The sequence below is a fragment of the Neogemmobacter tilapiae genome (assembly GCF_014652215.1).
GTDB classification, from domain to species: Bacteria; Pseudomonadota; Alphaproteobacteria; order Rhodobacterales; family Rhodobacteraceae; genus Neogemmobacter; species Neogemmobacter tilapiae.
Window position 1 is genome coordinate 1 of record NZ_BMYJ01000007.1, and the last position, 24,842, is coordinate 24,842.

A 24,842-nucleotide genomic window follows, 5' to 3' on the forward strand; every position below is an offset into this window, starting at 1 on the left:
TCAAATCTCAGTGGAAATTATGCGCCTACACGTGTCACTTCTCAGTGGAAATCAACAGCCACTGGTCCAGAAGTGTTCCTCCATGTGCCAGAGAACGCCCTGTTCGCGAGGCGATAGCGTGCCGGACTTGTGTGCCGCATGTGCCGGTCTGCCCATGGTTGCGGTTGAGACGGTCATTCGCCTGACCCCGACCCGCCAAGCATGAACATCTGAAACAGCACAAAGACGATCCCGAGCACCGCCCAGATCGCTCCGCTTGTGCCCGGCCGGCCGCCGGCCACCGTCAAGGCGGTTCGCTTCAGACTACCTGACGCCCGGTCTTCGGGGAGCAGCTCGCTCAGGTCTCGTGCGATCCTGCCGTTATCGCTGGCGAGCGCAGGAACGTCCCGAAATCGGGCAAGCAGCGTTCCCAATCGTGCCCGCGCGGCGTCGCGCCCGAGCGTGACCAGTTCAGCGGTTTCCTTCCATGGATCGAGGCCAAGCCGTGCGAGCGTGGAGAGGACAGTCACGACATAGCCGTTCCGGTCCTCGCCGACGGAGGCATGGAGAAACCGATCGAACTCGGGCGGGTGCGGGTTGAGAACATTGGGGTCGGCCATCGCCAATCCTTTCAAGGGTTGCAGGAATGCAGATCATCCCTGTTTCCCAAAGAATACGCGCAGGTCGGTCTCGCCGCCCTTACACAGGTCAGTACGGGCGACTGCCCTCAGGAAAGTCGCAGCCGTTTCGGTGCCCGGGACTAACATGCGTCAGCGCCAGGCGAACGATCCCGAGGTACAAGGCACTCAATCGTTCGACTGGTCGGTCCCGCACTCCAAGGGGCCGTCAACAGTGGTGAGCGACGGATCTGCCAACATCGCGGAGACCAGAGATGAACATGCGGTCGACCAGATCGACGGTGACATTTTCGAACCCGTTCGCGTTGCCGGGATACCCAGGCAATTTGCCCCCGGGCGACTACGAGGTTCTTGTCGAAGAAGAACTTCTACAAGGGCTCAGCTTCGAGGCGTATCGCCGGACCGCGACCTACCTGACGGTGCGCGGAAGGGGCGGTCATGCGGGACGGACAGAGTTACGGGCGATTTCCGACAGCGACCTGAAAGAGGCGCTGAGCCGGGATCGGGCAGCGACTGAGAAGAACAATCACGGCGAGGCGGCGCCTTCTCCGCAGGAGGACTTGAAATGAATGCTCCCGAATGGCTCAAGCCCGGCATCTATGGTGCCGTGATCGGCGGAGCTCTTGTCGGCGTGGTCGGTTTTACCTGGGGCGGCTGGGTGACCGGCGGAACCGCGAATGACAGGGCAATGGCGATGTCCCAAGAGGATGTCGTCGCCTCCATGGTGCCGGTTTGCCTTGAGATGGCGCAGTCCGACCCAGCACGGGCCGAAAAGCTTGAAACGATCCGGGCGGCCTCGACCTATCAGCGGCGTGATGCCCTGATGGAGGCGGGCTGGGCGACGATGCCCGGAACAGATGCTCCGAACCGCGATATCGCGCAGGCCTGCCTCGCAGCCCTTGATGTTGACGCGTTGCCGGAGCTCCCGGAAAGCGCGGTCGATGAAGGATGAACCGTGCCATGCCGATAGCTTCCCCCGAGACTACCGAGCTCGAACGGCGTGTGCTGGCGCATGAACGGATCCTGCAAGCTCTGATTGCCTACATGGCCCGTACTGAGCCGCGTTTTGTGGACCACCTGCGAGAACGGTTCGTGGAGCCAATGAGTATGGCCCGGCACGAACACGACCACCGCGAAACCGACGATTATGCGGAAGAATTCATTCGCGCCGTGATGCTCCTCGGAGAAGCGCGCGTGCCCGCCAATGCCTTCCTCCGGTCTTCCGGTTATGGACCGGGCTGGAGCTGCGAGCGCGGATACGAGGTGTTGAATGGCGCCTGCGTCGCCATCGATCTGCCGGAGAACGCCTATCTCGACCGATCCAGCAACCGGTGGAGCTGCAATCGAGGTTTCCAGCTTTCGGACGGGGCGTGCGTCCTTGGAAGATGAGGGTGACAGAACGATGCGCAGCCGCGTGTCCGGCATACGCGTCAGCATAGGGTGTCGTCTCCGATACAGCTTCCCTCAACCGACGCCGCTGATTGCGCTTCTGAACGTGCACTACTCGCGGTTCGGCGATCTGGAGCGTGCCGATTATCTCGTGACCTCGCCGAGCGTGCCCCTCGAAAGCTACCGGGATGGCTTCGGCAACTGGTGCACGCGCGTCTTGGCTCCGGCGGGCGACTTCTGCCTGTCGACGGATGGCGTCTTCCGCGACACGGGCCTGCCTGATCCCTCCATGCCCGGCGCGCGGCAGCACGAGGTTCAGGATCTTCCTCTCGAGACGCTCGTGTTTCTGCAGGGCAGCCGGTATTGCGACACCGACCTTCTGTCGGAGGAGGCGTGGCGCCTATTCGAGACCACGGACGCCGGATGGTCACGCGTCCAGGCGATCTGCGATTTCGTGCATGGACATGTCCGCTTCGACTATATGCAGGCAAAGGCGACGCGCACAGCGTCGCAGACCCTCGCCGAGGGGCAGGGTGTCTGCCGCGACTTTGCCCATCTCGCCATCGCCCTGTGCCGATGCATGAACATTCCCGCCCGCTACTGCACCGGATACCTGAGCGACATCGGGGAGCCTCTGCCTCATCCGCCTGGGGATTTTGCCGCGTGGATGGAGGTCTTTCTCGCTGGGGAATGGCACATGTTCGACCCGCGGAACAACAAGCCGAGGTATGCGAGAATTCTGATCGCGCGCGGTCGCGATGCTGCCGATGTCCCTCTGACCCAGACATTCGGCCAGAACACGTTGATGGAATTCAAGGTCTGGACGTATGAATTGGCCTGACTGACCTCGGCTTCCTTTTCGATGCACCATCGCAATTCGGGTCGCCAGCCCCTATATGTAAAGTACCGATGCGAGGTATCCCGGTCCGACATGGACGAGGAGCTGGCGTCGGAAAATCAAAGGATCGATGCAATGTCCTTCAAGGACCTGACCGCCAGGGCTGCGGCTGCGTTAAAGCCCAAGCCTGCGAAAACAGCGACGACCCCTGCGAAGGAGACCGAGCCCAAGGCTTCTGGCAAGGATGCAGCCGCGAAACCCAAGACATCTTGAGGGTGTACACCGGTTACGCGCCTCATTCCCGTGAGGGGCGCGGACCGCCCACAGCACCCATGCGAAAGGAGCGCGCCAATGGAAGATCTGAGAAGCAAGACCGTTGCGGTTTTTTCCCGACCCTTCACCGTTCCGGGCTTTGACGAGATTCTCCCGGCGGGAGAGTACGAGATCGATACGGAAGTGGCTTCGCCCCCTGATCAACGGGATCCCGCAGCCTGGAAAGCCTCCGTCCTTGTGAAGCTTCATCCCAGGATATCTCATCCTGGACTTGCACGGACTCTGACTGTTTCCCTTGCCGACCTCGACCAAGCAAGCGCCAGAGACAAGCTCACGGGCAGGGCCTTGTCCAACTTATTCCTTGAAGAAATGCTGTCTGACCCGATGGTACAGCTCGTGATGAAAGCCGACGGCGTCTCCGAGGCGCACCTGCGACATCTCTATTCCGGGTCTGGGACATCCGATCCGAACCTGGCTGCGCCGCTTTCGAAGACGACCGCCCGAGGAGCGCGGGACGAAGAGTCGATCCGAGCCGCCGAAAACGAAGGCATGCCTACGCGACCGGACTCGCCGCCGCCCTTGCGCACCCGTCTGGCTGCGGGAAAAACGTGATGGCGGACAAGGCCCTCTCCGAAGGTGACGTACCGGGCATCGCGACCCCAAGGACCGTGGGTGATGTTCCGCAAGAACGCCGATGCCTGCGATGCGAAACCTCGTTCTGGAGCGAGGGCTTCGGAGAACGGATTTGCCGACGCTGCAAGGGGTTGAATGCCTGGCGGAACGCCGCGCCCGTCAGCGCGGGCGCATCTCGCCGCCGCTGATCCCGCAGCCGCGCGCCGTCTTCCTCAATCCTGACTGGAACATCATTTTGGCCTGCCTCGAGATCGTTCACACCACGACCTACAGATACCGTCAAAAGGTCCCTCTTGGACCCCATCGGTTGATGCTACGTCCCCGAGAAACAAGGGAACTGCGACTACTGGCACATGCCCTCTCCATTTCTCCGACGGCGACGGTGACTTGGGCGCACGACGTGGCCGGCAACGCTGTCGCCACCGCCGTCTTTGACGACGTGACGGATCATCTGGTGTGGTCAGATCGGTCAGGGTGTCAGGCAATCCGGTTTCCTTCGGTGTCGATGATCAATTGGCCGTCCTCCTTGGCGAAAGGACCCGGAGGGAGCTTGTCGAGCAGATCGAGGACAGTCTCGGACGGGCGGCAGAGCCTGACGCCCTTCGGCGTGCAGACGATCGGGCGGTTCACGAGGATCGGGTGGTGCGTCATGGCGTCCAGCAATGCGTCGTCGGAGACGTCCGGCGCGGTGAGCCCCATCCCCTCAGCCGGTGAGCGCGCAATGCGCAGCGCCTCGCGCACCGTGATCCCGGCGGCTGCGAACAGCGCCAGAAGCTGCGGGCGCGTCCAGCCCTCCTTGAGGTACTCGATGACGGTCGGCTCGTACCCGGCCGCCTGGATGATCCCGAGGACGTTGCGGGAGGTGCCGCAGTCGGGATTGTGGTGGATGACAACCTGGAAGGTGCTCACGCGGGGAACCTCTCGCGTGTCCGGTTCGCGAACGCGACGAGGCTGAGCATCACCGGCACCTCGACCAGCACGCCCACCACAGTGGCCAGAGCCGCGCCCGAGTTCAGCCCGAAGAGCCCGATCGCCACGGCGACCGCGAGTTCGAAGAAGTTCGACGTGCCGATCAGCGCGCAGGGCGCGGCGACCCGGTGCGGCACGGCCCAAAGATAGGCCCATCCATACCCGAGCGCGAAGATGCCGTAGGACTGGATGCTGATCGGAACCGCGATCAGTGCGATCAGCAGCGGTTGCGCAAGGATCACCGGCCCCTGAAAGCCGAAGAGGAGCACTACGGTGATAAGGAGACCCACGACCGAAGCCGGTTTGATGCGCGCCGTGAACGCCGTCACCGCGGCCTCGCCACCCTTCGCGATCAGCGCACGTCGCGTCAGGAGACCGGCAATCAGGGGAATGACGATGTAGAGGACGACCGACAGGATCAGCGTCTCCCACGGCACGCTGATGTCGGTCACGCCCAGAAGGAAGGCCACGATAGGGGCAAAGGCCACCACCATGATCAGGTCGTTCACCGAGACCTGCACCAGCGTGTAGTTGGGATCGCCCTTGGTCAGCTGCGACCAGACGAAGACCATCGCGGTGCAGGGCGCGGCGCCGAGCAGGATCAGGCCCGCGATGTATTCCGGCGCGCGCTCAGGATCGATCAGCCCGGCGAAGACGTAGTTGAAGAACAGGACCGCAAGCGCCGCCATCGTGAAGGGCTTGATCAACCAGTTGATGGCCAGCGTGATGACAAGGCCCTTCGGGCGCTGCCCCACCGCCTTGAGCGATCCGAGATCCACCGCGATCATCATCGGATAGACCATCGCCCAGATCAGGACGGCGACGACGAGGTTGACCGAGGCGACCTCCAGCGCGGCCAGCGCGCCGAACAGACCCGGCGCGAGGCTGCCGAGGACGAGCCCGGCCAGGATGCAGAGGGCGACCCAGAGGGTCAGCCAGCGTTCAAACAGGCTCATGAAAGTTCCTTCTCGTCGGGCATGCAGCAGACCGCGGCGGACGGCGCGGTCACCGTGCCGATAAATTCTGCCAGCGGCTCGAGCGCGGCGGGGTTCAACGCGTAGCAAGTACGAGGGCCGGAGATCTCGCCGGTGATGACCCCGGCGGCCTTCAGGATGCGCAGGTGCTCGGAGACCGTGGACTGCGCCAGGCCGACAGCGTCCACGATGTCGCCGCCGATGCATCCGGGCGTGGCGAGCAGCAGCCGCAGAATGCGCAGCCGTGCCGGATGCGCGAGCGCCTTGGCCAGGTCAGCGATCTCGATGTCAGTATCCTGCATGAGCAATCCCTGTGTTCGTCAATCGTCGATAGACGATAAATGTAGTGCACACAATGGTGTTAGCTGCAGAGCAACCATCGTGGCCAAACGGGCGAAGCGACCTCTGGTGATCGTTTTAAATCAATGATTTAAGGTGGAGAAGGTTGGACGTCAGGCCCATTCCCTCCGCCATCCAGCCCGATAGCGTCACTTTCGCGGCGCCGCTCTCAGGGGCTCATCCTGCGCAACGACCACCGCTCTCGCCCCCAATCAGGCGGCACAGCCCATTTTGGCTTGGGACCCATCGACAGGGGCGATACAGCCCTGACCATGCTTTGGGTCAAAGGTCTCGGGCCCAAGCCCGAAACCCTCGCTCGCAAGCCAATCCCGCCAATCAACTCGCCTCGTCGCCCTCATTCCCCTCGTTGTTCTCGTCGCCCTCGTCCTGTTCGTCGTTCTCGTTGCCTTCGTCATCCTCGTCGTTTTCGTCGCCCTCGTTGTTTTCGTCCGCCTCGTCGTCCTCATCGCCCTCATCGCCTTCATTTCCGTCGGGCAGGTCGGATTCGTCGGCCTCGTCGCCTTCGTCATCCTCGTCGTTTTCGTTGGCCTCATCGGCCTCGTCGCCCTCATCGAATTCGTCGTCCTCGTCGCCTTCGTTGTCCTCGTTGCCTTCGTCCAACTCGTCGCCTTCATCGTCCTCATTCGTGCGCGGATCGCCCGAGGCGACTTCATCCCCCTCGTCGCCCTCGTCATTGTCCGCGTCTTCGTTGCCTTCGTTGGTCTCGTCCAGCTCGTCGCCTTCGTCGTTCTCGTCGCTCTCGTCGGCTTCGTCCGCTTCGTCGTTCTCATCGTCTTCGTCGCTCTCGTCGGCCTCATCCCCCTCGTCGGCCTCATCCCCTTCGTTGTCCTCGTTCCCCTCGTTGTCTTCGTCGCCCTCGTCGCCTTCATCGTCGGCGTTGTCTTCGTCGCTCTCGTTGTCCTCGTCGTTCTCGTCGCCTGCCTGATCGTCAGCGGCGTCAGCGATCTCATTGCCTTCGTCGCCTTCGTCATTCTCATCCGACTCGTCATCTTCGTTCGACTCGTCGTCCTCGTCCCCCTCGTCGTCCTCGTTGGACTCGTCGGCATCGACGTCCTCGTTGAACTCGTTGCCCTCGTCCCCTTCGTTGTTTTCGTCGTTCTCGTCGCCTTCATTGCCCAGCACGGGGCTTGGCTCGTTGCCTTCATCGCCTTCGTCGGCCTCATCCCCCTCGTTCGCCTCGTCGTCTTCGTCGCCCTCGTCGAATTCCTCGCCCTCGTCACCCTCGTCGTTTTCGTCGTTCTCGTCGTCCTCGTTGCCTTCGTCAGCCTCGTTGTTCTCGTTGCTCTCGTTTTCCTCGTCGCCCTCGTCGCTTTCGTTGTCCTCGTCGTCTTCATCGCCTTCGTTGTTCTCGTTGCCTTCGTCGTTCTCATCGTTCTCGTCGGCTTCGTTATCCTCGTCGTCCTCGTCGTTCTCGTTGCCTTCGTCCCCTTCGTCGCCTTCATTGCCCTCGTCGTTCTCGTTGCCCTCATCCCCCTCGTCGTTTTCGTCGTTCTCGTTACCCTCGTCGTTCTCGTTGTTCTCGTCGCCTTCGTTGTTTTCGTTGCCCTCGTCGTTCTCATTGCCCTCGTCGTTTTCGTCGCCTTCATTGCCCTCGTTATTGGGGCCAGCCTCGTTGCCTTCGTTGCCTTCGTCGTTCTCGTTGCCTTCGTCGTTTTCGTTGTTCTCGTTGCCTTCATCGCCCTCGTTTTTCTCATCCCCCTCGTCGCCTTCATCGCCCTCATCATTGGGCGCAAAGAGCGGATTCTCATCCTGCGACAGCTGCGCTTGGATGATCGAAGTGTCGTCTTCAGAAGTGGTGGCGGTGCGAGCGGTGGTCATAATCGGAAATCCTTTGGCCAAAAGACGGGGAACAGAGTGACGCGAGAGATCGGGTCAGTGGAAACGGTTTGCAGACGAGCGATTGAGTCCAGCAGATTGCAAAAAAAGAATAGGGCCGCGCCCCTGATGCGGTCTGCCAGGAGGCTGCGCGACCAAAGTGGCACCGATGTGTCGGCGGCACGGTTCTGCGCAGAGCAATTCCCTAAGGGGATGAGACGCCAAGCCCCGGCCTTCTGTCAAGCCCCAACACAGGGCACCGAAAATGCAGGCCGAACGTTCTCCAGGCCCAAAAAGATTCCGCTTGCCGGAACAAAGGCGGGTATGCTGACATGATCAGCAAGTCAGACCGAATTTCTAAAGACGCATTGCTGGGCACGGCAGGTTGCTAAAAGTGGATCGCAGGGGTGGAAAGATGGTTTCCAGTATCGGGTCGTTCAACAAGAAGACCTATTTTCCGACCCAGATTTTCCAGATCGACCTTGATGATCCGGGGGCATTGAACGCCACTCTGCTGGACAGCATCTACGCCGAGCAGGAACGCGACCTAAAAGGCATCTCGCGGTCGAATTTTACCGAACTTGGCGGCTGGCACAGCCAGAACAACCTGCACAAAGCGACGGAATATCAGGCACTTGTCAATGTGATCGCCGAGGCGACGGCGCGGCTGTCTGACGAATTGGGCTATAATCCGCGCTATCAACTGGTGCCGACGACAATGTGGTCGATCATCAACCCGCCGGGCAGTGCGAACCGGGCGCATGTGCATCCGGGCTGTTTGTGGAGCGGAGTGTATTACATCCATGCGCCCAAGAATGCGGGCAACATCGAATTCATCGAACCGCGAACGGCGCATCTTATGAACCAACCGCGCTATGCGCCGAATGCGCAAAGGCCCAAGGAATGCTGGACGAAGGTGCGGTTCGAACCTGTGCCGGGGCGGATGATCATCTTTCCAAGCTGGCTGTATCATGCAGTCGATCCCAACATGTCCAAGGAAAAGGACCGCAAGGGCCATCGCGTGATCATCAGCTTCAACCTGAACCAGACGAAAAGGCCCACGGCCTGAAAAACTGCGGCGTTGCCGGATCGGGATGGGCGGGTGTAGCATCGGGTGGGTGGGTTGAGCGGCGAGAGTGAGGGCAGGATGTCACCGCTGACAAGCGACAATCCCTTGCGTGAGGCGCTTGGCCGCAGCAGCGGCATTCTGGCTGCGGCGCTGATCCTGGGTTTTTTCTACAATTTGATCAGCCTTGCAGGCCCGATGTTCATGCTGCTGGTCTTCGACCGTGTGCTGCCCTCGCGGTCCGAGGAAACCTTGGTCACGCTCTTCCTGCTGGTGGTGGTCCTGCTTTTGGTGCTGGGTCTGATCGACTATGCGCGGCGGCGGATCCTGGCGCGGTTCGGCGCGCAGTTTCAGGAACGGATCGAGGAGCGGCTGTTCAGCACGACGGCGAAGGGCAAGTATTTCCAGCGGTCGGGGCGCAAACCGATGGCGGGGCTGGACGAGTTGGACAATCTGCGCAGCTTTTTCCATTCGCGGGCGATGATTGCGGCGATGGATCTGATCTGGGCGCCGATGTTCCTGTTTGCGATCTTTTTCCTGCATGTGTCGCTGGGCTGGATCGTTCTGGCGGGGATGGCGGTCTTGGCCCTGCTGGCCGGAACGCGGGCGCTGACAAGCGCGGGGCGCGAGGAACGCGACCAGCGCGCGCGCGGCCGCATCGCCGATCTGAAAGACATGGCATCATCCGCCCGCGATGTGATCCGCGCCCAAGAACTGACCTCGGCCTATCGGGACCGCTGGGTCGCGGCGCGGCAGTCATCCCGCGATCTGTCCATCGAACTGCGCGACCTGACCACTTGGTTCAGCGTGCTGGCGCGGCAGGCCCAGGCGCTGATCCGTTATGCCGTCCTTGCCTTTGGGGCCTGGCTCGTCCTGCGCGGGGAGTTGACCGTCGGCGCGATGGTCGCCAGCACCTTCCTTGCGGTGCGGGCGGTCAATCCGCTGGATTCTTTCCTTGATGAACTGCCCGCCGTCTGGCGCAGCTTCAGCAATTGGGTCGAACTCCGGACCATCCTTACCGCCAAATCCAACCCCGAGACCGACGCCGGCATCGATGCCCCCATGGCCCCTGCCGCCCTCCTGTCGCTGCAACGGGTCAGCGCCCGGGCGCCGCTCACCGGCATGACCATCCTCAACACCCTCTCGCAAAATTTCGCGCCGGGCCGGTTGATCGAGATTTCCGGGCCCAGCGGCTGCGGCAAAACCCTGCTGGCCGAGGTGATGCTGGGGCTTGCCCAACCCTTCAGCGGGCAAGTGCTTTACCGCAGCGCCAGTGTCGCGCGGCTGTCACCCGCCGAGGCGCGCCGTGCCTTTGGCTATGTGCCGGAAAGCCCGGATTTCGTGAACGGCACCATCGCAGAAAACATCGCGCGCCTTGATCCATCCCCCGACCGCGCGCGCATCATCGCCGCCGCCCAGCAGGCCCGCATCCATGACATGATCATGGCCCTGCCCGAAGGCTATGAAACCCGGCTGGACACCACCCAGCGCCAGTTTTCGCGCGGGCAGCGCAGCCAGATCGCTTTGGCCCGCGCCCTTTGCGATGAACCCGACCTGCTGATCCTGGACGAACCTGATCCCGTCCTGCGCCGCCTGTTGGCCCGCGAGTTGCGACCGATGATCGACACGCTGAAATCACGCGGTTGCCTGATCGTGACCCTGACCCGAGAACCCTTGGGCCTGCGCAATTGTTCGACACGCTTCACGCTGGAAAACGGGCGGCTCAAGCGTGTCGTGCCCGAGGCGAATGTCACGCAACTGGCGGCGAGCGACGGCAAGGTCGCCCCGCTGATCCGGGGCTGATCCATCATGGAGCACTCCCCCCGCCGAACATGGTCGATCCGCTTTCCCCTGTTCGTCGGTCTGACGGCGATCTTGGCGGTCGTTCTTGCCATCGGGGTCTGGGGTGCAGGCACCAGCATCGGCGGTGCCGTGATCGGCAGCGGCAAGGTCGAGGTGGCGTCAGACCTGACCGTCGTGCAGCACCCCGTCGGTGGGATCGTTGCAGAAATTCTTGTGCGCGATGGGGATCGGGTTCAGGCCGGATCGGTCTTGCTGCGGCTGGATGACGGCGCGCTGCGGTCGGAACTGGCAGCGGTCGAGGGCGAGTTGTTCGAGACGCTGGCCAATCTGGCACGGCTAGAGGCGGTGCTGGATGATCAACCGACGATGACGCTGGAACCCTTGTTGGTCCGGGAAGCCAGTAAGCGGCCCGATCTGCAACGCCTGATCGACCGGCAGCAGCGGCGGCTTGAAGCGCATTTCGCCTCTATCGTCACCGAACAGGGCCTTATCGACGAACAGATCCGGCAGGTCGGTGACCAGATCGTGGGGGTCGAGGCCGAACTGGCCGCAAAGCTGGCGCGCGGCGGCCTGTTACAAGAAGAAATCGCCGATCAGCAACAGCTGGCCGACAAGGGTCTGGCCGCGCATTCGACGCTCTATGATCTGCGCAAGGATGAATTGACCAACAGTGGTGAGGTTGGCCAACTGCGCGCCAAACGGGCCGAATTGCAGGGGCGGATCGCCGAGCTAAAGCTCAAGGCGCATGGTCTGGTTCCCGGCCTGAAGGACGAGGCCGAGACCGAACTGGGCAAGCTTCGCCCCGCCCGAACCCGGCTGCTAGAGCGCCGCGGTCAAGTTCTGGCCGATCTCCAACGCACCGAGGTCCGTGCGCCGGTCGGCGGTCGGATCCACGATTCCAAGGTTCAGGGCGTGCGGTCCGTCGTGGTCGCGGCCAGTCCGCTTTTGTCGATCGTGCCGACAGACAGCCCGTTTGAGGTCGGGGTGCGGGTCGAGCCCGGCGACATTGATCAGGTGCATCTGGGGCAAGAGGCCTTGCTGAAATTCACCGGCTTTGGCAGCCGCCGAATCCCCGAGATCACCGGAAAGGTGCGCAGCATTTCGCCCGACGCGTTTGTCGATCCGGCAACGCGCAGACCTTACTTCGAGGTCAAGATCATGCCACAGCCCGACGCGCTGGCACGCCTTGGCACCGAACAGTTGTTGCCAGGCATGCCGGTCAGCGCCTTCATGGCCACCGAAAGCCGGACGCCGCTCAGCTATGTGACCCGCCCGATCCTGTTCTATTTCGACCGGGCGTTCCGCGATAGCTAAGCGCCCGATATTCTAGGCCGATTGCGCATAGCCGCCGTTATAGCCTTCGCTTTTACGACGCACTTTGGAATGTTCGACGACCCTTTCGCGGGCGATGCCGCGGAATTCTTCGATGGAAGAATAGCCTTTCCGCTGAAGATAGTCGGCCAGATCGGTGGTCAGGTCTTGGATCAGGTTGACGCCGATGCCGCCGCTGCCCTTTTCTTCCATCGCTGCGGTGCAGATTTGCAGGTTTCCGGCGCCATGGGCGATGAAATTGAACGCCTCACGGAAACCCTTGATGCCGCCGATGCCGGAGATGGCTTTGTCCGGGAAGGCGCGCGAAATATCGGACACGCGTTGCAGGGCCTGATGCAGGATCGCCAGACCGCCCAAGCCGCCCGAGGTGACGAGGCCATCGACCTCCACCTCAAATTTTAGGGTCTCGGGGTCCATCAGCGGCAGCGAGGGGAAGGTGTTGCAAAGCGAGATCGAGGCGGCACCCGCCTCATAAGCCGCCCTTGCCCCATCGACAAGGGAAGAGGACGAGGGTGTCAACTTGACCCAAATCGGCACATCGACAGCGCCGGTGACGGCCGCAAGGATCTGACGGATGATGTCTTCGTCATTGGCGATATGCGCGCCCATATCCTTGCGGTCCATATGCGGGCAGGACATGTTCAACTCCAGCGCATCGCAGCCGGCGTTTACGCAAGCCTTGGCCAGTTTGCGCCAATGGTCCATCTCTTCCTCGCCGCCCGCACCGGCCATGATCGACCCGATCAGCATACGGTCCGGATAAGTGGTCTTGATCTCTTCCAGATCGGGCAGCCATTGATCCAGCGGCTGGTCCGAGATCAATTCCCAGTTCCATGAGGAATGCGACACCGTATCGGGCCGCTTATTGCGCGACACATAGGGTTTCGTTTCGCTGACCCGCTGAAAGATCGTCTTGGGGCCGGCCACATTTTCCACCGGATGCATACCGATGGTCTTGGTGACGACACCCCCCCAGCCCGCCTCGAACGCGCGCAGGATTTTCTGTTTGCTTTCGGTCGGCGGCGCAGAGGCCAACACGAAGGGATTGACGAACTTTAGGCCCGTGAAATTTGTCGCAAGATCATATGGCATGGCGCTCTCCCGCATTCTTATGCCTAGCACCCAATATTTTTACCAAACAGTCAATAATTTTCTTGCCGCTCCCGGCCTTGGGCGCACAAGATCGTTGCGACCTGGCGATTTGTTGATCAAAACATAAGCAGAAGCACGGCCAAGAGGGGGCAGGGCGACAGCCCTTCGGGCTGGATAGTCCATCTTGCTGCCTTCGCCATGCCGCCATTGAAACCCGGCGGCGTTGCGGGTCCAAAGAGGGCATTGGGGCCGCGCACTGTATCGGTGGCAAACGTAGCCCCTTTCGAACCCAATCCGCGCGGCCTTTCTTCACTTATAACATTCATAATGTTGAATGTTTGCGATGAATCAAAGAGTTGCGGCCAATTTCACGCGTGAAATCACAGCGCTGAAGGGCATTTCCTAGAAATCCTTCACCAGCCTCAGCGCATCATAAATGGCCGCATGGGTATTTCTGGCCGAAACCGCGTCACCAATGCGGAACAACCGGAATCGGCCCGCGGGGTTCGTGGCCACGGCCTGCACCCCCCCCGTCGAAAGCGCGGTATAATCGACCTCGCCCAGGTTCGAGGACAGCGGTTTCAGTTCGAAATACAGCTCATCCAAGGGCCGCGTGCCGTGGTTGACCACCACCTGATCGACCAGCCTTTCCCGCCGCATATCCCCGTAATCGCTGCCCAGAACCGCCCGCAGGCGGTTGCCTTCGCGCGTGACCCCGATCAGCCGCCAGGTGACGGTAAAGGTCACATCCCGCCGTTGCAGGCTGCGCATATAGGGCACCAGATTCATCGCCATCACTTCCGGCGCAAAGCTGCGGTCCGGTGTCACGATCTCCACCCGCGCGCCCGTCGCCGCAATCAGATCGGCGGCTTGCAGGGCCGCATGGTCGCCTGCATCGTCAAAGATCAGCACATCGCTGCCCGGCTTTGCGTCGCCCGACAGGATGTCCCAAGCCGACACCACCAGATCATTGCCCTGATCCAGCACCTCGGTATGGGGCAGGCCCCCGGTGGCCACGATCACCGCATCCGGGTTCGTGGCCAGCACCGTTTCCGCGTCGGCAAAGGTGTTGAACTGGAAATCCACCCCCCGCTTCATGCATTGGTCAAAGCGCCAGTTGATGATGGAAATCATCTCGCGCCGGCGTTCCTGCTGCGCCGTCAGGCGGATTTGCCCGCCGGGTTGATCGGCCGCCTCAAACAACGTCACTTGGTGCCCGCGTTCCGCGGCAACCCGCGCCGCCTCCATCCCGCCCGGTCCGGCGCCGATGATGGTTACCCGCTTCGGCGCGGGCGCAGGTGCGATGGTCTGCGGCTGCTCCAGTTCGCGCCCCGTCGCCGGGTTGTGCAGGCAAAGGGCCATCCCACCCTGATAGATCCTATCCAGACAGTAATTCGCCCCGACACAAGGGCGAATGTCATCCTCGCGCCCTTCGATGACCTTCCGCACGATATGCGGATCGGCCATATGCGCCCGCGTCATGCCGACCATATCCAGCTTGCCGCTGGCAATCGCATGACGGGCTGTCGCCACATCCGGGATTTTTGCGGCGTGGAAGGTTGGGAATTGCGTTGCCGCGCGGATTTCGCCTGCGAAATCCAGATGGGGGGCGTTCTTCATCCCTTGGATCGGGATCAGATCGGTCAGCCCGGCATCGGTGTCGATATGCCCCTTTACCACGTTCAGGAAATCCACCAGACCACTGGCCTTGAGCTTTTGCGAGACCTCCAGCCCTTCGGCCCGGCCCATCCCGCCGGCCAGATCCTGATCCCCCGTATAGCGCAGCCCGACGATGAAGTTTTCGCCGCAACGCGCCCGGATTGACCGCAGCACGTCAAAGGTGAATTGCAGGCGGTTGTCCAATGACCCACCATAGGGGGCGGGCAGATCATTCGTCAGCGGCGACCAGAATTGTTCCAGCAGATGTCCGTAAGCTTCCAACTCGATGCCATCGACCCCCGCTGCCTGCATCCTTTCGGCGGCATCGGCGAAATCGCCGATGATCCGGGTCATGTCCCAATCCTCGATCCGTTTTGGAAAGGCGCGGTGCGAGGCCTCACGTTCATGGCTGGGGGCCACCACGGGCAACCAATCGGCCTTGTCCCAGCGGGTCCGCCGACCCAGATGCGTCAATTGGATCATCACCGCCGCGCCGTGATCGTGGCATTCATCGACCAGTTGTTTCATCCAGCCGACAACTTCGTCTTTCCAAGCCAAGATGTTGTTGAAGACCGGCGGGCTGTCGCGCGACACCGCTGCGGAACCCGCCGTCATCGTCAAGGCCACCCCCGCCTTGGCGCGTTCCACATGATAGGCCCGATAGCGTTCCTTGGGCATGCCATCCTCGGGATAAGCCGGTTCGTGGCTGGTGATCATGAACCGATTGCGCAGGGTCAGGTGTTTCAATTGATAGGGCTGCAAAAGCGGATCGCTGGACATGGCTTGCTCCTTGGGACTGGCCCGCACAGGATTCCAAAAATGTTCATATGTGTCAAGTTTAGGATTGAGGTCGATCAGCGGCTTGCGGGGCAGGGGGGAAGCCCCTAGTTTTAGCCCATGAAAAAGACGCCCGAGGCAGAGAGCGGTTGGCGCGGATCGCGCGAAGGTTGGCTTGCCGCCGCCTATGATGCGTTGATCGAAGGCGGGGTCGAGGCGGTCAAGATCCTGCCTGTGGCGGCGAAACTTAACCTGTCGCGCACCTCGTTCTATTGGTTCTTTAAGGATCGCGCGGCATTGTTGGACGGATTGCGAGAACGCTGGACGGCCCAGACGACGGTTCCGTTGGTTGCCGCGACGCGGGCGGATGCTGCTACGGAAACAGAGGCGATGCTGAATGTCATCGGCTGCTTTTTGTCAGATGCAACCTTTGACTCCCGGTTGGAGTTCGCTTTTCGCAGCTGGGCTTTGCAGGATGTCGCCATGATGCGGCTGCTGCACCGCGCGGATGAGGAACGTTTGGCGGCGCTGTCGGCAATGCTGCGGCAATGGGGCCATTCGGCGCAGGATGCGGATGTGCGGGCGCGGACGGTTTATCTGGTGCAGATCGGCTATATCGCGATGCAGACGCGGGAAACCCTGGAAACCCGGTTGGCGCGCATTCCGCATTATGTCGAAATCTACACGGGCCAATTGCCGAGCGACGTCGAGATGGCGCGATTTCAGGCGCGGCTGGGCGGCGCTAGCTGAGACATGTCGGTTGATGCAAGCGGGGCCCCGAAATCCACCAAGATCAGGGCCCCGTTGTTGGAAAGCGCCGCCTAGACCGCGCTTTCGAATTCGGAGCCTGTCTTGGCCCCGGTGATATAGGAAACGATGTCCTGCCCGTCGGTATCCTCTTTCCGCAGGTTGGCCACGATCCGACCCCGGCGGAAGACGACAATCCGATCCACCAGATCGAACACCTGCCGCATGTTGTGCGAAATCAGGATCAGCGGCTCGCCGGCCTCTTTCAGGGTGCGGATGATGTTTTCCACTTGCGCCGTTTCCTGCACGCCCAAGGCCGCCGTTGGTTCGTCCATGATCACCAGTTTGGACTTGAAGGCCGCCGTCCGGGCAATCGCCACGCATTGGCGCTGCCCGCCCGACATGTTGCGGATCGTGTTCATCAGGTTGGGGATTTTCACGCCGGTCTTGACCAGCGCCGCCATCGTTGCCTCACGCATGGCTTTCTTATCAAGGATGGAAAACGGCCCCAGATTGAAGCGGATCTTTTCGCGGCCTAGAAACAGGTTTGACGGCACATCCAAATCATCGGCCAGGGCCAGGTTCTGGAACACGGTTTCAATCCCCGCCTCGCGCGCCGCAATCGGGCCTGCAAAGCGTTGTTCCTGCCCGTCAAAGATGATCTGGCCGCGCGTTGGCTGTTCCACCCCCGTCAACTGGCGGACGAAGGTGGATTTGCCGGCACCGTTGTCGCCCATGATGGCGACATGTTCGCCCTTACGCAGGGTGAAATTGGCGTCGGTCAGGGCGTGGACCCCGCCATATTGCTTGGTCAAGCCACGGGTTTCCAGAATGATGTCTTGCATGTTCCTTACCCCTTTGTCCGGCGTTGCTGACGCCATTGGTCCAGGACCACGGCCCCGACGATGATCGCACCTTTGACCATCTCTTGATAATAGGCGTCGAGTTTCAGGAAGGTGAAACCGGAAATGATCACCCCGAAGATCAGCGCCCCCAGCACCGTGCCCAGAATGGAACCCCGCCCGCCTTGCAGGCTGATGCCGCCGATGACGGCCATGGCGATGGCGTCAAGTTCATACATCACCCCCATGCCGGCCTGTGCCGTCAGGTTCTTCGATGACAACACGACAGCGGCCAGTGCGGCCAGCATCCCGGCGATGGCATAGACCAGCAGCTTATGGCGGGCGACGTTGATGCCCGACATGCGGCTGGCCTGTTCGTTCGACCCGATGGCATAGCAATGCTTGCCATAGCGGGTGTGGTTCAGCACCAAATGGAACAGGATCGCCAGCGTGACAAAAATCACAACCGGCATCATGCCCTTGCCGATAGCGGCATAGCTTTCGGTTGGGAAAGAGACTGGATTGCCGTTTGACCACCAGCGCGACAGGCCACGGGCAAAGACCATCATGCCCAAGGTGGCGATAAAGGGCGGAATGCGTGTATAGGCCACGAAAAACCCGTTGATCAGACCTGCGGCCAGACCGCAGGCCAGACCCACCAGAATGGGAAACAGCACCGGCAGATCCATTGCCCATTCGCCAAAGATGGCTTTGGGGTTCGGGCTGCCATTGACCATCGCCGTCTGGGCAAAGCTCATCGCAATCATTGCCGTCGCGCCGACCACCGAACCCGACGAAAGGTCAATCCCCCCGGTCAGGATCACCTGCGTCACGCCCAAGGCGATGATGCCGACGATGGACACTTGCAGGATGATGATGTTCAGCCGCTGCCAGTTGAAGATCGCGTCGATGTTGTCACGGGTGTTGAACAGAAAGCTGTCCCCCATGAAGATGCGCCCGATCAGTTCAAAGGCGCTGGTGATGATCACCAGCGCCAGAAAGACGTTCAATTCTGCCGGTTTGGCCCGTTTGGCGGGGTCATAGGTCAACCCGCCGATACCATGCGCTGTCTGTGCCATGCGCCTGAAACTCCCCTAGGTCGGCTGACGAAGCGATGCCTGCCAAGTGTCAACTGGGGGCGGCGCAGGCTGCGCCACCCCCGATCTTGTGCGCCCCCGGAAGGCTCAGTTCTTCGACAGGTAGTTGTCGATGTTCGCCGGGGTCACCAGTTCGAAGGGGATATAGACCTTTTGTTCCACAGCCTCGCCCTTGGCCAGTTTCACGGCGGCGTCCAGCGCCCCCGCACCCTGACCGGCGGCGTTCTGGAACACGGTCGCATCCAGATCGCCCGCCTGCATCGCGGCCAGTGCGTCCTGCGTCGCATCGACACCGCCCACCACGATGGTGCCCATGTCCAGCCCTGCCGCCTTCATCGCCTGAATGGCGCCGATGGCCATTTCATCGTTGTTGGCGATGACGCCATCAAAAGCCGTGCCCGAGGATAGCCAGTTCGTCATCAGGCTTTGTGCCTGATCGCGGCTCCAGTTCGCGGTTTGCTCGTCGATGATGTTCAGCGTCACGGCGCAGGTGCCTGCCGCCATCACGTCATGAATGTCGGCGGTGCGCTGCACGGCGGCCTGGTTCGACAATTCGCCCATCATGACATAGACATTCGCCTCGGTCTTGCCCTGTTCCTTGAACAGGCGGCAGACTTCGATGGTTTCCAGCGTGCCGGACTCGACTTCGTTCGAGGCGACGAAGGCCTGGTTGTCAGGCAGCGTGTCGACGTTGATCGGCTGACGGTTCACATAGACCAGCGGAATGCCTGCCGCAGCGGCGGCATCCGACATGGCTTGCGTCGCCGAGGTATCAACCGGGTTCACGATGATCGCATCCACGCCCGAAGCGATGAAGTTGTTGATCTGGTCCAATTGCTTGGCCACATCGTTCTGGGCATCTTCGATCTGCACCGAAAGGCCGTTTGCATCGGCGTGTGCCTGAATGCCGTTGCGCAAGACGGTCAGAAAGTTGTCATCAAACAGTGCCATCGACACGCCGATCCCATCGGCCATGGCGGTGGTGGTCATCAGCGCCGAAAAACCGGCAACAAGAAGCGTCTTTTTCATGGTTCTCTCCTCCATTTCGGTGTCCGGCACACCGTTCTCCCTGCCGGACCGCCCCCATCTCCCGAAGGGGCGGCTTTCTTCGCTCAGGCCCTAAGACCCGCGCGGATGAAATCCATCGAATCCCGCAGCGCGGGCCCGTGATCGGCCATTGCGTGGACCTCGGGCGCGAAAGGCTCATAGCTGACGGGGCCGTCATAGCCCGCCGCTTGGAGATCGCGGATCTGCGTGATGTTGCCGAGGCGGTCGCGGTCATCGACCAGAACGCGGTGGGGATCGCGCATGTCATCCACCGCAACCGCCGGATCGACCACGCCCGAGACATGAACGATGCCCGTCAATTCGGGGAACAGGTCGCCCCCCCCGGCCAGATGATGGTGGAACGTGTCATGCACCATGTAATAGGTGCCAACCCCGCCCACCGTGTCGATCGCATCGGCCAGAATATCCTTGTAGCGCAGACTGCACACGGCGAAGCCCAAGGGTTCTACCATCGCCTTCAAACCATGCGCTTTCAGCATCGGCAGGATTTCCCGGAGCGCCCGTTCCGTCACCTTGCGGCTTTCCGCGCGGTCCGTCGCAACCCCGTCATTCCGTGGGATCAGGCTGACCGCCTCCGCCCCAGCGGCCTTGGCAATGACCATCAGCGCCTCGGCCTCAGCCGCTTTCGCATCGGACCAGTCGTTGAACATCTTCACCTCGGCCAGCGCCAGAAACCGCAGACCGCGATCCCGTACCGCTTGCCCGACCACCACCGGATCGGCCCCGCCGAACAGCGGGCCTTTGAGGTCATTGCGGAATTCCACCCCCACACAATCCAGCCCCTTGGCCAGATCAAGGAACGCTTCCCACGACAGGCCGGGGGCCGTCATATGGTTCAGCGCAAACTGCGTCATGTCTTTCTCCATCCCATCCGCCCCGACAGGCGGCGTTATGGAATTGGTATTCCAAATTTGAACATCATCAATTGAAATATTCCAAATCAGAAAATCGCAGGCCCGATTTTGCCTGAAATTTGACGATTGTTCGTCAGCCTTGATTCAGATCGACTCGGCCACATGAATGTCGGGCGGCAGGAAAATCTGGCCCAGATCAGCGACATCGCTTTGGCCCAGGGCCACCTTGGCCATGCGGTCGAACAATTCGCGGCACAGCTTTTCCAAGGGCGTGTTTGTGACCAAAGTAATCACCCCTTCACCCAGTCCGGCCCGCGAATCGGGGGTCAGGGCGGACACAACCAAAGCCACCTCGCCCAAACGCGGGGCCTCGCGCAGCGCGGCAATCGCGCCTTCCATCCCGCCGCCTGCGACATAGACGCCGCGCAGGTCGGCGTGTCGGGCCATTGCGGCCTTGGTCGTTTCATAGGTCAGCGCGCGGGTTTCCAGATTGACGACGGTTTCCAGCACCTCCAGCTGCGGGGCCGCCTCGCGCAGATAGGCGCGAAAGCCGGTTTCGCGCAGTTCATGGCCGTGCCAGCGGTGGCCGCCCACATAAAGCAGCACCTTGCCCGGCCCCTTGGCCGCGAGCGCCGTCGCCCAGCCCGCCGTCCGCCCGATCTTCAGATTGTTCAGGCCCAAATAGCCGATTCGCGCGCCTTGCCCGAAGTCGGATAGCAGCGAGAACACCCGGATGCCCTGCGCCCGCAGATCCTCGACCGCCGCCGTCACCTCGGGGTGGTTCACCGCCGTCGCCGCGATCACGTCGCAGCGCCCCGCCATCCGCCGCAGCAGCCCCGCCATTTCCGAAGGGGCCTGCGAAATGGCAAAATCCTGCACCAACTGGCCCCGCACGCCTTCAACTTGGCCCACCTGGCGGTGCAGTTCCTCGGAAAACGCTTTATAGAAATCTTGGCCCTGTTTGTGCAGCACCACGCCAAAGCGCACCTCGGGCCGATGGACGGCCCCGGTGCCCCCTGTCAGCCGCAGCAGCGCCGGATGCCCCATGCGCATCGCGGTTTCCACAATCAGCGACCGTGTCGTCTGCGACACCGATTCCCGCCCGTTCAGCGCCCGGTCGATGGTGGCCACCGACACGCCCGCCGCTTTGGCCAGATCGGCCATCCCCGCCCGCCTTGCCATAACGTCCCCCTGATCTCGTCAGATCACCGCAGCATTCTGACGAATTTTGATGAGAATATCCAGACCGCTCTTTCCGTCAAATGGAACATGCGTTCTATTCATGGAAACTGGGCCATCGGTCAAGGGAGGGGATCATGTCGGAACGAAATTACAGCCTTTTGGGTCCGGATGGGGCGCGGGCGGTCGAAACCGGGCTGGCGGCGGCGGAATGGTATCATACCGAAGTGCCGCGCAAGGTGATGAAAGAGTTGATGGGGCGCAGCGATGGGCCGGCCATCCGCGATACGATTGTTCTGTATGGTTGCATGATTCTTTTTGCGGGTCTGGGCATTTGGCTTTGGCCCTCACTTTGGTCCGCGCCGTTCTGGCTGGCCTACGGTGTGCTTTACGGGTCGGCGTCGGACTCGCGCTGGCACGAATGTGGGCATGGAACGGCGTTCAAGACGCCTTGGATGAACAACGCCGTCTATCAGATCGCGTCCTTCATGATCATGCGGAATGCGGCAACCTGGCGGTGGAGCCATGCGCGGCACCACACCGACACCTATATCGTGGGCCGCGACCCCGAGATTGCGGTGATGCGCCCGCCGGAATTCGCCAAGCTGATCCTGAACTTTTTCGGCATCCTTGATGTGCTGAAATTCTTTCCAACCCTGATTCAGAACGCGCTGACCGGACCAACCAAGGACGAGCGGACCTTTGTGCCCGAAAGCGAATGGCCCAAGGTTCGGCGCGTGGCGCAGGTGCATCTGGCCATCTATCTGGCGACCATCGCTTTGGCCCTGTGGATGGGTTCGATCCTGCCTCTGATGGTGATCGGCCTGCCGCGTCTGTATGGCGCATGGCATCATGTGATGACCGGCCTGTTGCAGCATGGGGGCCTTGCGGACAACGTGATCGACCACCGGCTGAACAGCCGCACGGTTCTTATGAACAGGGTCAGCCGCTTTATCTATTGGAACATGAACTACCATGTTGAACATCACATGTTCCCGATGGTGCCTTATCACGCCCTGCCGCGCCTGCATGAAACGATCAAGCACGACCTGCCTGCGCCCAACCGTTCCATCGCCGAGGGCTTTCGCCAGATGTGGCCCGCCCTGCGGCGGCAGCTGCGGAACGAGGACTACTTTCTGAAACGCGAGCTACCCGCGACCGCAAAACCCTATCGTGAAGATTTCCATACAGCCGCTCTTGGCGCGGCAGAGTGAGGACGAGATGACCCAATGGATTGACGCCTGTGCCACCGCGGACGTGGACGAAGAAGACCTGATCCGCTTTGACCATGCAGGGCGGACCTATGCGATTTATCATTCGCCCGAGGGCGAGTTCTTTGCCACCGCCGGAAAATGCACCCATGAAGAGGTGCACTTGTGTGACGGTCTGGTGATGGGCCATCTGATCGAATGCCCGAAACACAACGGCCAGTTCGATTATCGGACAGGCGAGGCGATGCGGGCGCCGGTCTGCGTGAACCTGAAAACCTATCCGGTGCGCGTCGAAGGCGGTCGGGTGATGTTGCAGGTGGAATGATGGCTGGGAAACGCATGACAGTGGCCGACCTGCGGGCGGCCAAAGGGCAACGGAAACTCTCGATGCTGTATGTCGAAACGCTGGACGAGGCGGCGGCGGCATCGGCGGCGGGGGCGGATGTTCTGTCGATCATCGCCCCCCTGTGGACCCGCGAAATGCGCGAAGCGGCGGGCGATTGCTTTGTGCAGGTCGGCCTTTTGTATGGCGAGTTGATCACTGCCGAAGATTACCTGCGCGCCGGTTTCGCCGCGCGGGCGGTCGGGGGCGATGCCTATTACTGCGGCGCGTCTTTAGACACGGTGGCGCGGATGTCTGCCGAAGGCCTGCCCGTGGTGGGCCATGTGGGGCTTGTACCCTCCAAGGCCACATGGACCGGCGGGTTCAAGGCGGTGGGTAAGACTGCGTCCAGCGCGCTGAAGGTCTGGGCCGATATGTGCGCCTTGGAAAAAGCCGGGGCGGTGGCGGTGGAGTTGGAGGTGGTTCCGGCGCGTGTGGGGGCAGAACTGTCGCGCCGCTCGCCCCTTGTGACCTTTGGCATGGGGGCCGGTTCGGGGACCGATGCGCAATATCTGTTCGCCGAGGATGTGCTGGGCTGCACCCGTGGCCACAAACCGCGCCATGCGAAAACCTATCGCAATTTCCGGGCGGAATATGAAAGGCTGCAAGGCGAAAGGCTGGCCGCCTTTGCCGAATTCGTAGCGGATGTGCAGGCGGGGGCCTATCCCGGTGCGGAACATGATGTCAGCGTGGATGACGCCGAATTTGCGGGCTTTCTGGAAGGGTTGAACCATGGATGAAATCGGCGTCGGCCTGATTGGCACGGGCTTTATGGGCAAGGCCCATGCCTTGGCCTATCGCTCGGTGCGGGCGGTGATGGGGGACGTGCCGGGGGCGCGGCTGGTGGCCTTGGCGGAAACGCCCTTGGATAAGGCGCAGGCGATGGCGGCGCAATTCGGCTTTGATCGCGCCACCGACCAGTGGCGCGATCTGCTGGGGGATCCGGCGATTCAGGTGATCAGCATCACAACGCCGAACGGGATGCACCGCGAAATGGCCTTGGCCGCCTTAGCAGCGGGGAAACATGTCTGGTGCGAAAAGCCGATGGCTTTGACGCTGGAGGATGCCCGCGCGATGGAGGCTGCGGCGCGGGCGTCAGGTCTGAAAACGCAACTGGGCTATAACTATGTGGCCAATCCGGCCTTTGCCCATGCCTGCCGTCTGGTGGCCGATGGGGCGATTGGGCGGGTCGTGCATATCCGGGGCTGGGTGGACGAAGATTATCAGGCCGATCCAAACCTGCCCTGGACCTGGCGCGCCACGATCAAGGATGCGGGGCTGGGGGCCTTGGGGGATATCGGCTGCCATCTGTTCAGCCTTTTGACAGGCCTTGCCGGACCCATCGAAAGCGTTCTGGGTGAGATCGACACGATCCACAAAACCCGGCCCTTGGCGGATGGTTCGGGTCATGCGGCTGTCGAAAACGAAGACGTGGCCTCGGCCCTGCTGCGGTTTGAAAGCGGGGTCAGCGGGGTCATGACATCCTCACGCTCCGCCTGGGGCCGCAAATCGCGGCTGGGGTTCGAGGTGCATGGGACAGCGGGGATGCTGATCTTTGATCAGGAGCGGATGAACGAATTGCAACTGTTCCAGAACGCGGGGCCGAAGGCCACGCAGGGTTTCACCACGATCCTGACATCGCCCGACCACCCGCCCTATGGCGCTTTTTGCCCCGCGCCGGGGCATCAACTGGGGTTCAACGATCTGAAGGTGATAGAACTGGCGGGCTTTCTGCGCGCCATCCGCGACAACAGCCGCCCCGTGGTTGATTTCACGGCGGGCCTAGAGCTGGAAAAAGCCATCCACGCGGTGGCAGTTTCCGCCCGAGAGGGGCGGCGCGTGCGGCTGGATCAGATTTGAAGGCT

26 protein-coding genes and 1 pseudogene are annotated in these 24,842 nt (G+C 61.6%); 15 read left to right on the top strand and 12 right to left on the bottom strand.

Annotated elements, in window-relative coordinates; all coding sequences use genetic code 11:
• Window positions 1-173: 173 nt before the first annotated feature.
• On the bottom strand, window positions 174-599 hold the full coding sequence (locus IE095_RS11860; protein WP_189411888.1) for a hypothetical protein: 426 nt from the start codon (window positions 597-599) through the stop codon (window positions 174-176).
• A gap of 272 nt (window positions 600-871) precedes the next feature.
• On the opposite strand from IE095_RS11860, the gene IE095_RS11865 reads away from it, so the two are divergent.
• The 7 genes and pseudogenes from IE095_RS11865 to IE095_RS18735 all read left to right on the top strand — a co-directional run.
• Window positions 872-1,186 (top strand): hypothetical protein, encoded by a 315-nt coding sequence (locus IE095_RS11865; RefSeq protein WP_229804748.1) that lies wholly within the window; start codon window positions 872-874, stop codon window positions 1,184-1,186.
• Window positions 1,183-1,569 (top strand): hypothetical protein, encoded by a 387-nt coding sequence (locus IE095_RS11870; RefSeq protein WP_189411889.1) that lies wholly within the window; start codon window positions 1,183-1,185, stop codon window positions 1,567-1,569. The genes IE095_RS11865 and IE095_RS11870 overlap by 4 nt, the downstream gene beginning before the upstream one ends.
• Window positions 1,566-2,006 (top strand): hypothetical protein, encoded by a 441-nt coding sequence (locus IE095_RS18360; protein WP_229804749.1) that lies wholly within the window; start codon window positions 1,566-1,568, stop codon window positions 2,004-2,006. Before IE095_RS11870 ends, IE095_RS18360 begins: the two co-directional genes overlap by 4 nt.
• A gap of 13 nt (window positions 2,007-2,019) precedes the next feature.
• Window positions 2,020-2,847 (top strand): transglutaminase-like domain-containing protein, encoded by an 828-nt coding sequence (locus IE095_RS11880; protein ID WP_189411890.1) that lies wholly within the window; start codon window positions 2,020-2,022, stop codon window positions 2,845-2,847.
• Between the two features lie 90 nt (window positions 2,848-2,937).
• The gene (locus tag IE095_RS11885) at window positions 2,938-3,117 is read left to right on the top strand and encodes a hypothetical protein (RefSeq protein ID WP_189411891.1); all 180 of its coding nucleotides are present in this window, start codon (window positions 2,938-2,940) and stop codon (window positions 3,115-3,117) included.
• 78 nt (window positions 3,118-3,195) lie between these two features.
• Window positions 3,196-3,729 carry a hypothetical protein gene (locus tag IE095_RS11890; protein ID WP_165020055.1) on the top strand — a complete coding sequence of 178 codons (534 nt, stop codon included), beginning with the start codon at window positions 3,196-3,198 and terminating at the stop codon, window positions 3,727-3,729.
• Between the two features lie 91 nt (window positions 3,730-3,820).
• A pseudogene (locus IE095_RS18735) lies at window positions 3,821-4,195 on the top strand (transglutaminase N-terminal domain-containing protein); the annotation flags it as partial.
• A gap of 32 nt (window positions 4,196-4,227) precedes the next feature.
• On the opposite strand, the gene arsC reads toward IE095_RS18735, so the two are convergent.
• From arsC to IE095_RS11915, 4 genes are all read right to left on the bottom strand, one after another.
• Window positions 4,228-4,659 carry an arsenate reductase (glutaredoxin) gene (gene arsC, locus IE095_RS11900; RefSeq protein WP_189411892.1) on the bottom strand — a complete coding sequence of 144 codons (432 nt, stop codon included), beginning with the start codon at window positions 4,657-4,659 and terminating at the stop codon, window positions 4,228-4,230.
• Window positions 4,656-5,675, bottom strand: a complete 1,020-nt coding sequence (gene arsB / locus IE095_RS11905; RefSeq protein ID WP_189411893.1) for an ACR3 family arsenite efflux transporter — start codon at window positions 5,673-5,675, stop codon at window positions 4,656-4,658. The genes arsC and arsB overlap by 4 nt, the downstream gene beginning before the upstream one ends.
• The gene (locus IE095_RS11910) at window positions 5,672-5,995 is read right to left on the bottom strand and encodes an ArsR/SmtB family transcription factor (RefSeq protein WP_189411894.1); all 324 of its coding nucleotides are present in this window, start codon (window positions 5,993-5,995) and stop codon (window positions 5,672-5,674) included. The genes arsB and IE095_RS11910 overlap by 4 nt, the downstream gene beginning before the upstream one ends.
• 373 nt (window positions 5,996-6,368) lie before the next feature.
• Entirely contained in the window at window positions 6,369-7,871 is a 1,503-nt protein-coding gene (locus tag IE095_RS11915) for a hypothetical protein (protein ID WP_189411895.1), read from the bottom strand.
• A gap of 412 nt (window positions 7,872-8,283) precedes the next feature.
• Here IE095_RS11915 and IE095_RS11920 point away from each other — a divergent pair, with 412 nt between their 5' ends.
• From IE095_RS11920 to IE095_RS11930, 3 genes are all read left to right on the top strand, one after another.
• Window positions 8,284-8,937 (top strand): TIGR02466 family protein, encoded by a 654-nt coding sequence (locus tag IE095_RS11920; RefSeq protein WP_189411896.1) that lies wholly within the window; start codon window positions 8,284-8,286, stop codon window positions 8,935-8,937.
• A gap of 78 nt (window positions 8,938-9,015) precedes the next feature.
• Window positions 9,016-10,737 (top strand): ATP-binding cassette domain-containing protein, encoded by a 1,722-nt coding sequence (locus IE095_RS11925; RefSeq protein ID WP_189411897.1) that lies wholly within the window; start codon window positions 9,016-9,018, stop codon window positions 10,735-10,737.
• A 6-nt stretch (window positions 10,738-10,743) separates the two neighbouring features.
• Complete coding sequence (locus IE095_RS11930; RefSeq protein ID WP_189411898.1) at window positions 10,744-12,051, top strand: HlyD family type I secretion periplasmic adaptor subunit; 1,308 nt, start codon at window positions 10,744-10,746, stop codon at window positions 12,049-12,051.
• 12 nt (window positions 12,052-12,063) lie between these two features.
• On the opposite strand, the gene IE095_RS11935 is transcribed toward IE095_RS11930, so the two are convergent.
• Together IE095_RS11935 and hpbA are read right to left on the bottom strand one after the other, a co-directional pair.
• Window positions 12,064-13,161: a tRNA-dihydrouridine synthase gene (locus IE095_RS11935; RefSeq protein ID WP_189411899.1), complete on the bottom strand. Its 1,098-nt coding sequence runs from the start codon at window positions 13,159-13,161 to the stop codon at window positions 12,064-12,066.
• Window positions 13,162-13,563: 402 nt separating this feature from the next.
• On the bottom strand, window positions 13,564-15,600 hold the full coding sequence (gene hpbA / locus IE095_RS11940; RefSeq protein WP_189411900.1) for an N-methyl-L-proline N-demethylase HpbA: 2,037 nt from the start codon (window positions 15,598-15,600) through the stop codon (window positions 13,564-13,566).
• Window positions 15,601-15,717: 117 nt separating this feature from the next.
• On the opposite strand from hpbA, the gene IE095_RS11945 reads away from it, so the two are divergent.
• Window positions 15,718-16,347 (top strand): TetR/AcrR family transcriptional regulator, encoded by a 630-nt coding sequence (locus IE095_RS11945; RefSeq protein WP_189411901.1) that lies wholly within the window; start codon window positions 15,718-15,720, stop codon window positions 16,345-16,347.
• Between the two features lie 71 nt (window positions 16,348-16,418).
• Here IE095_RS11945 and IE095_RS11950 read toward each other — a convergent pair whose 3' ends face one another.
• The 5 genes from IE095_RS11950 to IE095_RS11970 form a co-directional block, all read right to left on the bottom strand.
• Window positions 16,419-17,189 carry an ATP-binding cassette domain-containing protein gene (locus IE095_RS11950; RefSeq protein WP_189411902.1) on the bottom strand — a complete coding sequence of 257 codons (771 nt, stop codon included), beginning with the start codon at window positions 17,187-17,189 and terminating at the stop codon, window positions 16,419-16,421.
• A 5-nt stretch (window positions 17,190-17,194) separates the two neighbouring features.
• Complete coding sequence (locus IE095_RS11955) at window positions 17,195-18,265, bottom strand: ABC transporter permease (RefSeq protein WP_189411903.1); 1,071 nt, start codon at window positions 18,263-18,265, stop codon at window positions 17,195-17,197.
• A 105-nt stretch (window positions 18,266-18,370) separates the two neighbouring features.
• Window positions 18,371-19,312, bottom strand: a complete 942-nt coding sequence (locus tag IE095_RS11960; RefSeq protein WP_189411904.1) for a sugar ABC transporter substrate-binding protein — start codon at window positions 19,310-19,312, stop codon at window positions 18,371-18,373.
• Between the two features lie 83 nt (window positions 19,313-19,395).
• Entirely contained in the window at window positions 19,396-20,205 is an 810-nt protein-coding gene (locus IE095_RS11965; RefSeq protein WP_189411905.1) for a TIM barrel protein, read from the bottom strand.
• A gap of 144 nt (window positions 20,206-20,349) precedes the next feature.
• Window positions 20,350-21,387: a LacI family DNA-binding transcriptional regulator gene (locus IE095_RS11970; protein ID WP_189411906.1), complete on the bottom strand. Its 1,038-nt coding sequence runs from the start codon at window positions 21,385-21,387 to the stop codon at window positions 20,350-20,352.
• A 134-nt stretch (window positions 21,388-21,521) separates the two neighbouring features.
• Between IE095_RS11970 and IE095_RS11975 the strand changes: the two genes are divergently transcribed.
• The 4 genes from IE095_RS11975 to IE095_RS11990 are packed head-to-tail and all read left to right on the top strand — an operon-like array spanning window position 21,522 to window position 24,837.
• Window positions 21,522-22,598, top strand: a complete 1,077-nt coding sequence (locus IE095_RS11975) for a fatty acid desaturase family protein (RefSeq protein WP_189411907.1) — start codon at window positions 21,522-21,524, stop codon at window positions 22,596-22,598.
• A 7-nt stretch (window positions 22,599-22,605) separates the two neighbouring features.
• The gene (locus IE095_RS11980; protein ID WP_189411908.1) at window positions 22,606-22,920 is read left to right on the top strand and encodes a MocE family 2Fe-2S type ferredoxin; all 315 of its coding nucleotides are present in this window, start codon (window positions 22,606-22,608) and stop codon (window positions 22,918-22,920) included.
• Complete coding sequence (locus IE095_RS11985) at window positions 22,920-23,717, top strand: 3-methyl-2-oxobutanoate hydroxymethyltransferase (RefSeq protein ID WP_189411909.1); 798 nt, start codon at window positions 22,920-22,922, stop codon at window positions 23,715-23,717. The genes IE095_RS11980 and IE095_RS11985 overlap by 1 nt, the downstream gene beginning before the upstream one ends.
• Window positions 23,710-24,837 carry a Gfo/Idh/MocA family protein gene (locus IE095_RS11990; protein WP_189411910.1) on the top strand — a complete coding sequence of 376 codons (1,128 nt, stop codon included), beginning with the start codon at window positions 23,710-23,712 and terminating at the stop codon, window positions 24,835-24,837. The genes IE095_RS11985 and IE095_RS11990 overlap by 8 nt, the downstream gene beginning before the upstream one ends.
• The last annotated feature ends 5 nt before the right edge of the window (window positions 24,838-24,842 follow it).